Below are 12991 nucleotides of genomic sequence, written 5' to 3' on the forward strand. Positions count from 1 at the left end.
CAATTTCGCATAAAGGGGTTTATTTTGTCCAATGTGTATGGAATGTTCCCTCTTGATCTTTACGTTGATAAGTGTGCGCGCCAAAATAGTCTCGTTGCGCTTGAATTAAGTTTGCAGGCAAGTTTTCTGTTCGGTAACTGTCATAATAATTGATACTTGCAGCGAATCCAGGGAGCGCGATACCATTTTGAACCCCTGTTGCCACAACTTCACGAAGTGCGCTTTGATATTCTGTAACGATGCCTTTGAAATAGTCATCTAATAACAAGTTTTGCAAATCACGGTTGTTATCATACGCATCTTTAATTTTTTGCAAGAATTGTGCACGGATGATACAACCTTCCCTCCAAATCATCGCAAGTTCACCTAACTGAAGTTGCCACTCGTTCATTTCGCTCGCTGTTTTCATTTGATCGAAACCTTGCGCATATGAACAGATTTTACTCATGTATAATGCACGACGAATATTTTCAAGAAATGCCGTTTTATCTCCGTTGAATGTCGCAGTAGGACCATTTAAAACTTGTGATGCTTTTACACGTTGGTCTTTTAAAGAAGAAATAAAGCGTGCAAAAACGGATTCTGTCACAATCGTTAATGGGGCACCAAGCTCTAATGCATTAATAGACGTCCATTTTCCTGTCCCTTTTTGTCCAGCTTTGTCCATAATTTTTTCTACAAGAGGCGTTCCGTCTTCATCAAGTTTTGTGAAAATATCACCAGTGATTTCAATAAGATAGCTTTCTAATTCGCCAGCATTCCATGATTGGAATGTTTCAGCAATATCATTGTGGGACATGCCTAATAAATCTTTCATCATAATATAGCTTTCCGCAATTAACTGCATGTCTGCATATTCAATCCCATTATGCACCATTTTAACATAGTGGCCTGCACCATTTGGACCAATGTAAGTGACACAAGGTGTTCCATCTTTAGCTTTAGCCGAGATAGATTCTAAAATATCTGCCACTTTGTGATAGGCAGCTTCCTGACCACCAGGCATTAATGATGGCCCCGTTAATGCGCCGACTTCTCCACCAGAGACACCCATACCAATAAAGTTGATGCCACTTTCTGATAATGCTTTATTTCGACGAATCGTATCTAAGTAGTTCGTGTTACCACCGTCAATTAAAATATCGTCGTGATCTAATAAAGGTAATAAGCTATCGATTGTTTTGTCAGTTGCTTCTCCAGCCTTGACCATTAATAAAATTTTACGTGGCTTTTCTAAAGAATTGACAAACGCTTCAATTGAATAAGTCGGTACAATGTTTTTCCCTTTTGATTCTTCAATCATCGAATCTGTTTTGTCAGCAGAACGATTGTATACAGATACACTGTAACCTCGTGATTCAATATTCCATGCTAGGTTTTTTCCCATTACGGCTAAACCTACTACGCCGATTTGTTGTGTCATTATACGTAACCTCTCTTATAATAAATTATGGCTTCATTGTACCACATTATTGTGTCTGAAATCTGTTATTAGCTTGTGAAACCGTTTCAATAATTTTAAGAATATAATGCGTTAAATCATATAAGGATTGTTTCGAAATGCGTTCATCTGTCGTGTGAATTTTTTCGTAGCCTACACCTAAGATCACTGTTGGAATTCCCAATTGATTGATGATATTGCCATCTGATCCTCCACCGCCGATATCGGCATGCATATCAAATCCCAATGCTTTTGAAGCTTGTTCAGCCACTTTGTATACCCTATCTGTCGTCTCAATGCGGAAACCTGGATAAGATAATTCCGTTTCAACCTCAGCATGGCACCCATGTGATTCAGCCGCTTGCATAAATGTCTTCTTCATATGATCCACTTGTGCGTCGAGTTTGCCTTTATCGTGAGAGCGTGCTTCTGCCCAAATCTGGACTAAATCCGTCACGATATTTGTCGGGCCACCGCCTTGAAATTTCCCAATATTTGCAGTTGTGACTTCATCAATTTGGCCGAGGTTCATTCGACTAATCGCATGAGCGGCAATATTGATTGCGCTGATACCTTCTTTAGGTGTGCTAGCATGCGCTTTTTTGCCATGAATCGTTGCATTCACTTTCATTTGGTATGGTGCACCAATGGTAATATCACCAACAGGGACCGCAGAATCAATCGCAAAACCGTAATCCGCATCTAAATCTGCTTGATTGAGCGCTTTTGCACCAACGAGCCCTGATTCTTCCCCGACTGTAATGACGAATTGTAATTGGCCATGTGGGAGTTGTTGTTCTTGAATCACTTGTAACACTTCAAAAATGACAGCTAATCCTGCTTTATCATCTGCACCGAGGACTGTCGTCCCATCTGAGTAAATATAGCCATCTTCTTTGATTATCGGTTTAACGTTTTGACCAGGTTCAACTGTGTCCATATGACTGGTAAAATATATTTTATCCGCATTATCTTGAGTCGCCGCCAATGTACAAATTAAATTATTGGCTCCAAAACCAGTCTTTTCTTTTGCATCGTCTTCAATGACAGTTAAGCCCAGATTGAGAAACTTTTCTTTTAAAATGGGTTGAATTTCTCCTTCCTGACTTGTTTCTGAATTAATTTGAACGAGTTCTAAAAACGTTTGTACTAATCTTTCCTTATTTATCATCATTTCACCTTCTCACATGTTCTATATTAATTTTATCGGAATTTGAGGAGAATGCAAAACAAGGTTACTTATTAATCATATTGTAAATAACCTTTGGCGTTCGTTAAAATGAATGTTATAATTTGTTTAATTCGAAATAATATGTTTTAAGAAAGAGTTGGAGGCAAAAATCGTGTTAAACAAAAAAATGCGGAAAGTGTTAATTATCGTCATGCTAGTTGCCATCGTACTTGCATTGATTTTGACAGGTGTCGCACCATTATTAAATATGTAAATGTGTACACGTATGTCGTAATTAAAAAAGAATTGGGGCATATTAAAACGTTCATTGAAATACTATAAATCGCATCAAAAAAGATTTAAAGTATGGTTTTCGAAACAATAAACAAAAAGAAATGACTGAGCAAAAGTGTTAGGCACAGTCATTTCTTTTTATGTTGAGGTTGATATCCAAACTTTTGGCTCTTTGTCAACGTCGGTTGGTGAAGAAATATCGTACTAAGTGGCAATTTTTTGTTGCTTAGTACGTTTTTTATATTCACTCACGTATAACCTTGAAATAATTAAAATCCTATTTCTAAAGTTATAAAAATTTCTATAACCATAAGAGACACGCTTAATAAGCTTTATTTTATTGTTAATACCTTCAATTGGACCATTGGTCAAATGAGGATTTTGAATCGTATTTGAAATATAAGGTATATATTTTATGAGTGTGTTAACAACACGTTTGAGTCCATTTGAAATATTTAAACTCTTCGAACGTTGTAATGCTTCCTCTAATTGTTCAATGTTATTTGATCTTAGAGTTTCTAGAATATGATGTCCTGCTTCATACGTTAATTGGAATTCTTCATCAAAAGTTAACAAGAATTGTACTAAACTATACTGACTATGCCATGTATTAAAAAGTCTGAACGAGTGATAATGGACTCTGTCTAATTCAATTGGAGATTTTAATAAAAGCTTCCAATACCGTTTTAATTTATTGTACTTGGGTTTTTCTCTAGTCTTAAAACTATTCATTGTTTTAACGCGACTGTGATTGATTTCACGGTTAACCGCTTGAACAATATGAAAACGGTCTAAGATAATATCTGCATTGGGAAATAATGATTGAATTAGCGACATGTATGGTGGATACATATCAATAGAAACACTTTTAACTCCTTCACGTTGCTTTCTTGAGAATCTTAAAAAGTATTCTTCCAACTTGAACTTACGTCGATCTGGCAAGATATCAATAATATCATGCGTGATACTATCACAGTATATAAAGCTCATAGAGCTGTCGACATCATTAGTTGACTTAAATTCATCAAAGGATAAATGTTGGGGCAATATATCACTAGGTTGTGTTTTTACTGCTTCCCCTAGGTCTTTCAAATATCTATGAACAGTTGAAGGTGAAACTAAAACACTATTCGCTATATCTTTTTCAGATATGACAGTGGCGAGCTTTCTCGTCACCATTAGTTTTACGTCATTAGAAATTGTACAACGCGGTTCTATATATGGTGTTTTAGCCGTAAAAGTTTGACCACAAGCTTTACAATAGAAGCGTTGCTTTTTTAAAACAAGATAACTAGGTCTTTCAAGAATAAGCCCCATATACACTCTTGTACTGCGAAAGCCATTTTTAATAACTGTGTGTTGCTCATTCTTGATACCACAACACTCACAACCTTTAGGTTGATAAGTTAACATCCCTTTATAAAACAATGATTGAACGTTCTTGAAGGTTTGAATACCTAAACATTCAGTGATTTTTAAATTTGATACTTTTATTCCAATCATTTCTGATATATCATTATACATAGGCACGAATATCTCTCCTTAATTTGTTGGTTTAGTCACTTACAATTATAGAGGTATTTGTGCTATTTTTGTATTTAAAACAAAAATAACGGCCAGTGAAAAACTCACCAACCGTTAAAAGTATAGAACCAAACTTTTACGGTGTTTCTTAAAGACAATCAAAGGACTTTCTTCTCTATTTCATGATGCATTTTTAATGAACCGAATTTAGATTTGAGCGTTAAATACTCTTCAGTATCATATAAGATCTGAATCATACTGGAACGTGTTAATAATGCGTCATGTGTTTCAGGTAATGGAAGTTGATCGATTTCAAGCCGAATTTGATATAACGTGTGTAATCGTAAGGCGGTATAATTTTTTTCATTCACATTTTCAGCCATTTCTGTAAATAATTGTGCAACACGGCAACTCATCACATCATCTGCAGAAATATGTTCGATGTGATTTTTAATGCGTTTTAAAATTTCTAATTGATCTTCCCTCATATCGAAATAATGATAAAAGCTATTTTCATTCCGTACAAAATGGTTTTTAACATCTTTAAACGCTAACGATTTCGCCTCTTGTATTGTACGTCCTAATGATGTAAAAGTAACATCGGGGCGATTGTTGTGAAGGGCACAGGCAGAACTATATGCGTAGAAAATGCTTTTGAATTGGGATTCTATTTCTCGTTTATATTTCAGTAATTGACGGTCCAAGTTAGGCATAATGGTATTCATTATAAAAGCAATAGCTAACCCGACGCTGATAAGTATGATTTCATTCATGACTAATGCGCCATTAATGGTACTTGCGTTGAAAAAGTGGAGTAAGATGACAATGCTTGTTACAACGCCCTCTTGCATGTTTATCATGACCGTGACGGGGATAAAAAAGAGGACGATTAAGCCGAGCACCCAAGCGTGTTGACCTAAAAGTGAAAAGATCGGCCAACCAAAGCCAATAGCAATCAAACAAGAAATAAAACGAGACACAATCGCGTGTACAGAATGCATTTTAGTGTCTTTAATACAAAGGACGACTAAAATAGCACTAGAAGCATAATTATCTAGCCCTAATAACTGAGCGATAATTACACCTAGTGCCATCCCTATTGCGGTTTTAATCGTTCTAAACCCGATACGATATGGATTTATACGTAACATCATGTGCGCCTTATTTCTCGTCACAATAACGATCAAAAAGACTTTGGAGCTGTGTAATCACATCCATAGTGTCATGACCTTCTATTTGGTGTCTCTCTATCATTTCAGTGATTTTACCGTCTTTCATCAAAGCAAAAGAAGGGCTGGATGGTGCATATCCTTCAAAATAATCTCTAGCACGTTGTGTCGCTTCTTTGTCTTGTCCTGCAAAGACTGTAACTAAGCGATCAGGGCGTTTATCATAATGTAGCGCATGGGTCGCTGCTGGACGTGCAATACCGCCTGCACAACCACATACTGAATTAATCATTACTAACGTTGTCCCTTGTTTTTTAAACACATTATCGACTTCTTCTTTAGTTGTCAATTGCTCATATCCAGCGTGATCCATTTCTGATCGTGCTTGTTGTACAATATTATTCATGTAAAGATCGAAATTTAAATCCATTTCAACATTCCTCCAATATCGTTTGACAGATAATTTCATTTTACTAAAGGTTAATGACAACTGCAAAGAATCGGCAGTTGTATGATTAATCGGTGTGCCAATGACTTAAAATCAACAGAGAACACCTATGAAAATGGACTAGGTCATCATAAAGACGTATCCCTAGTCCTTAAGCCATCGTGGATAGATGAAAGCCGATTTTAATTTTTAATAAATTTGCGTGTGATCGACCGTATAGCTTTGTATACGTTGTTTCACCTCGTTTAAAAATTGTCCGGCTAAGAAGCCATCTAATATGCGATGATCGATGGAAAGGCATAAATTGACCATATCACGAATCGCAATCATATCATCAATCACGACAGGTCTTTTTACGATAGACTCCACCTGCAGGATTGCAGCTTGTGGATGATTGATAATGCCCATCGAGCTCACTGAACCAAACGTTCCCGTATTGTTTACCGTAAAAGTTCCCCCTTGCATATCCTCGTATGACAATTGGTTTTGACGTGCTTTTTGTGCATATTCATGAATTTCACGGGCGATACCTTTTATTGATTTTTCATCTGCATGATGAATAACTGGAACGAATAATTTATTTTCATGAGCGACGGCAATTGAAATATTGATATCTGAATGTATAACAATCTCATTTTCTTGCCAAGTACTGTTGAGAAACGGATATTTTTTAAGTGCTTCAGCAACAGCTTTGATAAAGAAAGCGAAGTAGGTTAAATTGTAACCTTCTTGAGCTTTAAACTGGTTTTTGTAATGTTGTCGCGTGCGTGTCAATTCTGTCGCATCGACTTCAACGGATAACCATGCATGTGGAATTTCATGCACACTTTGAACCATTTTATTTGCGATTTGACGACGTACACCATTAATTGGAATCATCGTGTCTCTTTGATTAGTTGAAATCGTCGGTTTTGAAGCCGATTGTGTTGTTTCCGATTTTTGTTGTGGCGATGTCTCCGTTTGCTGATTCGGTTGAGGACGCTTATTGGATGGTGTATGCCCTTGTTCAATCCAACGTTCAATATCTTTTTTTGTGACACGTCCTTCAAATCCTGTACCGGTTACTTCAGTTAAGTCAATTTGGTGTTCTGAGGCTAATTTAAATACAACAGGAGAATAACGCCCATTGTTTTTAGGTGTTGTTTGCCCTGTATGATGTGCTGTTTGTGTGTTGTCTTCTATTGTTTCGTTTTTATTGGATTCCGTCGCAGTTGACGTACTGATGTTACCACTTGAAGGTGTCGTTTCTGTTTCTCCATCGACATCAATTTCACATATCACTGTTCCTATCTCGATAGTTTCACCTTCAGCAATGAGGCGTTTAGTGATCGTACCTGTATAAGATGAAGGGACTTCGGCTGTGACTTTATCTGTAATCACTTCACAGATTGGGTCATATTCTTCTACATGATCCCCTTCTTTAACGAGCCATTGTTCAATTGTCCCTTCATGCACACTCTCTCCAAGTTTTGGCATTTTGATTTCCATTTGTGGACCTCCTTAAAAATGCGCCAATTCACGTATTTTATTTTTAATTTTGTCAGGGTTAATCATAAATTCGTCTTCTAAAGGGGGTGAGAACGGCATGGCAGGTACGTCAGGGCCAGCTAATCTCATAATGGGTGCATCTAAATCAAATAAGCAATTTTCAGCAATGATGGCTGCCACTTCTGACATGACACTCCCCTCTTTGTTGTCCTCGGTCACTAATAAACATTTCCCTGTTTTGCGGGCGCATTGAATAATCGTATCTTGATCAAGCGGGTATACTGTACGCAAATCAACCACTTCTACATCAATGCCCTCATCTTTTAATAAATCTGCTGCTTGTAAACAGTAATTGACAGCAAGTCCATATGAAAATACGGTTAGATCTTGGCCTTCACGTTTGACATCTGCTTGACCTAAAGGCACGGTATAATAACCTTCTGGTACGTTCTCTTTCAATAAGCGATACGCTTTTTTATGTTCGAAAAAGAGTACAGGATCATTTGAAGCAATGGAAGCAAGAAGTAAGCCCTTTGCATCATAAGGTGTAGATGGAATCACAACAGTGAGACCTGGTGTTGACGCAAATACACTTTCGATACTTTGGGAATGATAAAGCGCACCATGAATTCCACCACCAAAAGGTGCACGAATAGTTAACGGGACTTGCCAATCATTATTAGAGCGATAGCGCATTTTCGCTGCTTCACTCATAATTTGATTTGTAGCAGGTAAAATATATTCCGCAAATTGAATTTCTGCAATGGGACGTTTCCCCATCATCGCTGCGCCAATTGCGGAACCTACGATATTGGACTCCGCCAATGGTGTGTCTAAAACACGATATAGGCCATACTTTTCTTGCAGGCCAGCCGTAACACCAAATACGCCTCCTTTTTTGCCGACATCTTCACCAAGAATCATCGTATTTTGATCGGTTTCTAATGCGACATCAAGCGCTTGTTTAATCGCTTCAAGATAAGAGATTTTAGCCATGTTGAAGTCCTCCTTCTTCGTAAACATGCAAGTAAGTTTCGGACGGATCTGGATATGGTGATGCCTCCGCTTGTTTTGTTGCTTCATTAACAATTTGTTGATTCTCTTTTTCGATGGCATCAAACCAATCGGCATCAACCAATGATTCATCAATTAGATAATTTTTGAATTTTAAATTACAATCATTTTCTTTATCTATAAGTTTTTCTTCGTCAGTACGATAACGGTCGTCATCATCTGAGGAATGTGCAGTTAATCGTGTACATAATGCTTCGATAAGTGAAGCGCCCTCTCCATTAACTGCGCGTTCTCGTGCGGCTTTAATCGCACCGTATACAGCGATAGGATCATTGCCGTCGATTGTTTCGCCGTACATGCCATATCCGATTGCGCGATCAGAAAGCTTTTCTGCTCCGTATTGAAATTCTTTAGAAACAGAGATGGCATATTTATTATTTTCAATCAGGCAAATAAACGGTAAGTCATGAACGCCTGCAAAATTTAGCCCTTCGTGAAAATCACCTTGGTTGGAGCTCCCTTCTCCTAAAGTGACTAATGCAATATGTGGGCGTTGATCCATTTTAAAAGTTAATGAAGCGCCAACAGCATGGAGAATTTGAGTTGCAACAGAGGACCCTTGAGACATAATGCCAACTTCTTTTTTACTAAAATGAGACGGCATTTGTTTCCCTCCAGAATTGATATCATCTCGCTTACCGAAAGCGGATAACATTGTTTCCAATGGGGTCATACCTAGATATGTCACAAGTGCTAAATCACGATAATAAGGTGACGTAATATCTCCTTTTTGTAGTGCATAAGCTGTACCGATTTGAGTGGCTTCTTGCCCTTGACAACTAATAACGAATGGAATTTTACCAGCACGATTGAGCAACCACATTCTTTCGTCTAGTTTTCGACCTAAATCCATCGCACGATACATTTTTTTTAAATCTTCAATTTCAAGTCCAACACTTTGATATGCTTTCATATCTATTTTCCTCCTTGATCGCTATATATGAATAGATTGTTGGTCAAACTTTAAGCCTAATTCCATTAAGAGTTCTGAAATTGACGGATGGGCATGTGTGGAAAGGCCTAACTCAATTGCCGAGCCATTCATAAATTGAAGTACACTTAATTCATTAATGAGCTCTGTCACGTTTGGACCAATTAATGAGGCACCGAGCAGTGTTCCTGAAGGTGCTTCGAACAATAATTCAGCATAGCCATCAGGTACTGTAGCTGTAGTAATCATTGCTTTACCATTCGCTTTAAAAGGTGCTTTTACAACTTTATAATTCATTCCACGTGCTTTTGCTGTTTCAGAATTGAGACCTATGGATGCAATCTCTGGAGACGTATAAACGCATCTTGGCATAGCATCATAATCTATAGGAAGCGGTGACTGATTAAACATATGTTCAACTGCTGTGACGCCTTCTTTTGCACCGACATGAGCAAGTTGAAGTTGACCAATGACATCACCTGCAGCATAAATATGTGCATCTGCAGTTTGCATGTAGGCATTGGTTTCAATCACTTGTCTATCATTTCTGACCACTTTTGTATTATCTAACCCTAAATCATCAGTTTGAACTTTCCGGCCTATTGCAACAAGCACTTTTTCAGTAGTAAACGAGGTATCCAAATTAAATGAAACCCCATCTGCGTCTTTGTTGATATTTTTTTCTTGTAATTGCGTATTCAGGTGAAATTGAACGCCTATTTCTTCTAACTTTTGTTGAATCATCTGGCTGGTTTGTGCCGTTTCTGTCGGTAAAATGCGTTCACCTGATTCGATGATATGAACTTCAACACCGACTGTACTGAAAAAAGATGCAAATTCTAAGCCAATGACGCCGCCACCAATAATCGTGATGGATTGCGGCAATGCATCTAACTGCATTAAGTCATCTGAACTCAAAATTTGTTGATGATCAAAAGGTAAAAAAGGAAGTGGCATTGGTTTGGACCCGGTTGCAATTAACACATAGTCATTTGGGAGTAGTTCAGAAGTACCATCCTCATACTCAACAGAAACCGTACCACTTTGTGGTGTGAATATGGAAGCCCCCATTAAACGTCCCACACCTTCAAAAACGTCAATTTTATGACGCTTCATTAAGCTTTTAACCCCTTGATACATGGCATTAACAATATTATTTTTACGTGTCATGACGTCTTGGAAATGAAGAACAGGATTTTCAGAAGTGACGCCATATTTTTCTGCATTTTTAATCAGTTGAAATACTTCGGCTGATTTAAGAAACGTTTTAGTTGGAATACAGCCTTGATGAAGACAAGTTCCACCTAATTTTGATTTTTCAACAATTGCTACGGATTTACCAAGTTGACTTGCACGAATGGCGGCAGAGTATCCCGCAATTCCCCCGCCAAGAATAACGATATCATATTTTTCTTTTGTCATATTCAATCTCCTACTGATAAGTCTGAATTTTGATTTCTTGTTTTAAAGCGGACTGTGCGCATTCAGCTAATGTGTCCATTTCGTGTTCTCCAGGGAAAACAGTTATAGGTGCAATCCAATCAATATACTTTGCAATGGCGTCCACAAGCATCGTACTGTGGCTCATTCCCCCTGTAAAAATGATTTGATCGACTTGTCCCTTCAATACAGCAGCACGTTCACCAATCGCCTTTGCAATTTGAACAATCATGGCATCAATAATGATTTTAACTTCTGGTTCATCATAGCGCGTCATCAATTGTTTTAAATCAGTTGTGTTAAAATACGCTTTTAGTCCTGAATGACGACTTAATTTGTATTTAACGTCTTCAACAGACAGTTGGTGTGTTTCCATATAAGAAATTAACAAGTCATTAGGTAGGCTGCCAGCACGATCTGTTGCCATAGGGCCTTCGCCGTAAAGTGCTTCATTGACATCAATGACTCGTCCTTGTTCATGTGCACCAATGCTTATTCCTCCACCCATATGAATCACGATAACATTAAGAGATTCATAAGATTGATTCGTTTTTTTAGCGTATTGGCGTGCCACGGCTTTTTGATTGAGTGCATGGAAAATACTTCGACGTTTAATTTCAGGAATTCCCGTATAACGCACTTCATCTATCAATTCATCGACAACGACTGGATCCGTCGTAAAAACCGGAATATGATATTTTTGTCCGAGTTGATAACCTATCATTGCACTCAAATTAGAGGCATGTGTTCCATATTTGAACTGTTTTAAGTCATCATACATTCTCGTATTTACAACATATGTACCGCCGATTAGAGGTTTCAATATCCCTCCGCGACAAGCTACGGCATCAATTTGATTGAGTTGATACCCACTATTTTCAATCGCAGCTTCAATTATTTCTTGACGTAAGCCTTCTTGTTCTGTCATAGCTCTATTCAATACTGATTTGGTATGACTTATATTTTGACTCACTTTACATTGATTATCTTCATAAATGGCATATTTACTAGAGGTACTCCCTAAATTCAATACAAGTACGCTGACCATTTCATCCCTTCTTTCAAAAACAAATTAAAACATGGATATGTACTATTTTTATATCATTCAACACGCTTTTAATTTTAATGCAATTAAGATGGAATTGATTTTGTTTTCGATGCGATCTGCTCTAGATGTTAAAACAATTGGAAATTGCGCGCCTAAAATGAGACTTGCGACCTTAGCTTGGCCAAAGTATGTCAATGATTTATAGAGCACATTTCCAACATCAATACTAGGCACAATGAGTACATCTGCTTGTCCTGCGACGACTGACTGAATCCCTTTTTGAATGGCACTTTGCTGATCAATCGCATTATCCAATGCAAATGGACCATCTATGTAGACATTTTCGTCTATTGGATGTGTCTTGAAATGTTGTACCACTTGTGCAGCTTTCACAGTAGAGGGTATTTTTTGATTGACCTTTTCTACAGATGACAGTAAGGCAACATACAGTTGATTGTACTGTAGTCGTTTTGAAAAATGAACGATATTTTGAATCATCGCTTTGGTATCATTTTCTGTTGGTTCGATATTTAATGCAACATCTGAAATCATCAGCAGTTTATGATAGGACGGAATTTCAAAAAGTGCGATATGATTTAAGAAAGTTTTCTTGTCATGAGCATGTCGCTTTAACACAACTGATAAAATTTGAGCGGATGTGATTTGCCCTTTCATTAAGATGTCTGCCTGATTATCCTTTAAATCATCTAAACAACGTTCGAGTGCGGCTTCTTCTGTTTCGAAGGTATTCACTTGTATTCGCGTTAACAATTCTGGTGCTAAGTTAAAAGTGCGAATCAATACAGTGATATCTTGATGATTATACAATTTGAAGTTCGCGTTGGTTCGCTTTAAGACTTCAACCATTACACTGATGAGTGATTCAGTTGTCGCATTCACCAATGCAATGGTACCATCCAATGATTCAACTCCTTGAAACAATGCTTTAAATTGCAATGGTCA

12 protein-coding genes are annotated in these 12991 nt (G+C 37.6%); 1 reads left to right on the forward strand and 11 read right to left on the reverse strand.

Translation table 11 applies throughout. From position 1 onward, the window contains the following. Window positions 1–19: 19 nt before the first annotated feature. Together gndA and B5P37_RS11580 are read right to left on the reverse strand one after the other, a co-directional pair. On the reverse strand, window positions 20–1423 hold the full coding sequence (gene gndA / locus B5P37_RS11575; RefSeq protein ID WP_085238355.1) for an NADP-dependent phosphogluconate dehydrogenase: 1404 nt from the start codon (window positions 1421–1423) through the stop codon (window positions 20–22). A 46-nt stretch (window positions 1424–1469) separates the two neighbouring features. Continuing rightward, window positions 1470–2612, reverse strand: a complete 1143-nt coding sequence (locus B5P37_RS11580) for a tripeptidase T (protein ID WP_085238356.1) — start codon at window positions 2610–2612, stop codon at window positions 1470–1472. 187 nt (window positions 2613–2799) lie between these two features. Here B5P37_RS11580 and prli42 point away from each other — a divergent pair, with 187 nt between their 5' ends. After that, window positions 2800–2886: a stressosome-associated protein Prli42 gene (gene prli42 / locus B5P37_RS12010; protein WP_420852999.1), complete on the forward strand. Its 87-nt coding sequence runs from the start codon at window positions 2800–2802 to the stop codon at window positions 2884–2886. 224 nt (window positions 2887–3110) lie between these two features. On the opposite strand, the gene B5P37_RS11585 is transcribed toward prli42, so the two are convergent. The 9 genes from B5P37_RS11585 to B5P37_RS11625 form a co-directional block, all read right to left on the reverse strand. Continuing rightward, window positions 3111–4430: an ISL3 family transposase gene (locus B5P37_RS11585; RefSeq protein ID WP_085238410.1), complete on the reverse strand. Its 1320-nt coding sequence runs from the start codon at window positions 4428–4430 to the stop codon at window positions 3111–3113. A gap of 158 nt (window positions 4431–4588) precedes the next feature. Next, window positions 4589–5581: an aromatic acid exporter family protein gene (locus B5P37_RS11590; RefSeq protein WP_085238357.1), complete on the reverse strand. Its 993-nt coding sequence runs from the start codon at window positions 5579–5581 to the stop codon at window positions 4589–4591. A 10-nt stretch (window positions 5582–5591) separates the two neighbouring features. Next, window positions 5592–6029: a bacilliredoxin BrxB gene (gene brxB, locus B5P37_RS11595; protein WP_085238358.1), complete on the reverse strand. Its 438-nt coding sequence runs from the start codon at window positions 6027–6029 to the stop codon at window positions 5592–5594. Window positions 6030–6236: 207 nt separating this feature from the next. Then, window positions 6237–7535 (reverse strand): dihydrolipoamide acetyltransferase family protein, encoded by a 1299-nt coding sequence (locus tag B5P37_RS11600; RefSeq protein ID WP_085238359.1) that lies wholly within the window; start codon window positions 7533–7535, stop codon window positions 6237–6239. Window positions 7536–7547: 12 nt separating this feature from the next. Then, the gene (locus B5P37_RS11605; protein WP_085238360.1) at window positions 7548–8531 is read right to left on the reverse strand and encodes an alpha-ketoacid dehydrogenase subunit beta; all 984 of its coding nucleotides are present in this window, start codon (window positions 8529–8531) and stop codon (window positions 7548–7550) included. Next, a complete protein-coding gene (locus B5P37_RS11610; protein WP_085238361.1) occupies window positions 8524–9522 on the reverse strand; it encodes a thiamine pyrophosphate-dependent dehydrogenase E1 component subunit alpha in 999 nt (332 codons plus the stop codon). The genes B5P37_RS11605 and B5P37_RS11610 overlap by 8 nt, the downstream gene beginning before the upstream one ends. Before the next feature lie 21 nt (window positions 9523–9543). After that, window positions 9544–10962 (reverse strand): dihydrolipoyl dehydrogenase, encoded by a 1419-nt coding sequence (gene lpdA / locus B5P37_RS11615; protein ID WP_085238362.1) that lies wholly within the window; start codon window positions 10960–10962, stop codon window positions 9544–9546. Window positions 10963–10972: 10 nt separating this feature from the next. Next, window positions 10973–12028: a butyrate kinase gene (gene buk / locus B5P37_RS11620; protein WP_085238363.1), complete on the reverse strand. Its 1056-nt coding sequence runs from the start codon at window positions 12026–12028 to the stop codon at window positions 10973–10975. A gap of 57 nt (window positions 12029–12085) precedes the next feature. After that, window positions 12086–12985, reverse strand: a complete 900-nt coding sequence (locus tag B5P37_RS11625) for a phosphate acyltransferase (protein WP_085238364.1) — start codon at window positions 12983–12985, stop codon at window positions 12086–12088. Between the last annotated feature and the right edge of the window lie 6 nt (window positions 12986–12991).

This window comes from Staphylococcus lutrae (genome assembly GCF_002101335.1).
Lineage (GTDB): Bacteria > Bacillota > Bacilli > Staphylococcales > Staphylococcaceae > Staphylococcus > Staphylococcus lutrae.

Excerpts from the sequence above, each read along its gene's own strand:
- B5P37_RS11580 (WP_085238356.1), bottom strand. The coding sequence starts at position 2,612 with ATGATAAATAAGGAAAGATTAGTACAAACGTTTTTAGAACTCGTTCAA.
- prli42 (WP_420852999.1), top strand. The coding sequence starts at position 2,800 with ATGCGGAAAGTGTTAATTATCGTCATGCTAGTTGCCATCGTACTTGCA.
- B5P37_RS11590 (WP_085238357.1), bottom strand. The coding sequence starts at position 5,581 with ATGTTACGTATAAATCCATATCGTATCGGGTTTAGAACGATTAAAACC.
- B5P37_RS11585 (WP_085238410.1), bottom strand. The coding sequence starts at position 4,430 with ATGTATAATGATATATCAGAAATGATTGGAATAAAAGTATCAAATTTA.
- gndA (WP_085238355.1), bottom strand. The coding sequence starts at position 1,423 with ATGACACAACAAATCGGCGTAGTAGGTTTAGCCGTAATGGGAAAAAAC.
- B5P37_RS11605 (WP_085238360.1), bottom strand. The coding sequence starts at position 8,531 with ATGGCTAAAATCTCTTATCTTGAAGCGATTAAACAAGCGCTTGATGTC.
- brxB (WP_085238358.1), bottom strand. The coding sequence starts at position 6,029 with ATGGATTTAAATTTCGATCTTTACATGAATAATATTGTACAACAAGCA.
- B5P37_RS11610 (WP_085238361.1), bottom strand. The coding sequence starts at position 9,522 with ATGAAAGCATATCAAAGTGTTGGACTTGAAATTGAAGATTTAAAAAAA.
- lpdA (WP_085238362.1), bottom strand. The coding sequence starts at position 10,962 with ATGACAAAAGAAAAATATGATATCGTTATTCTTGGCGGGGGAATTGCG.
- buk (WP_085238363.1), bottom strand. The coding sequence starts at position 12,028 with ATGGTCAGCGTACTTGTATTGAATTTAGGGAGTACCTCTAGTAAATAT.
- B5P37_RS11600 (WP_085238359.1), bottom strand. The coding sequence starts at position 7,535 with ATGGAAATCAAAATGCCAAAACTTGGAGAGAGTGTGCATGAAGGGACA.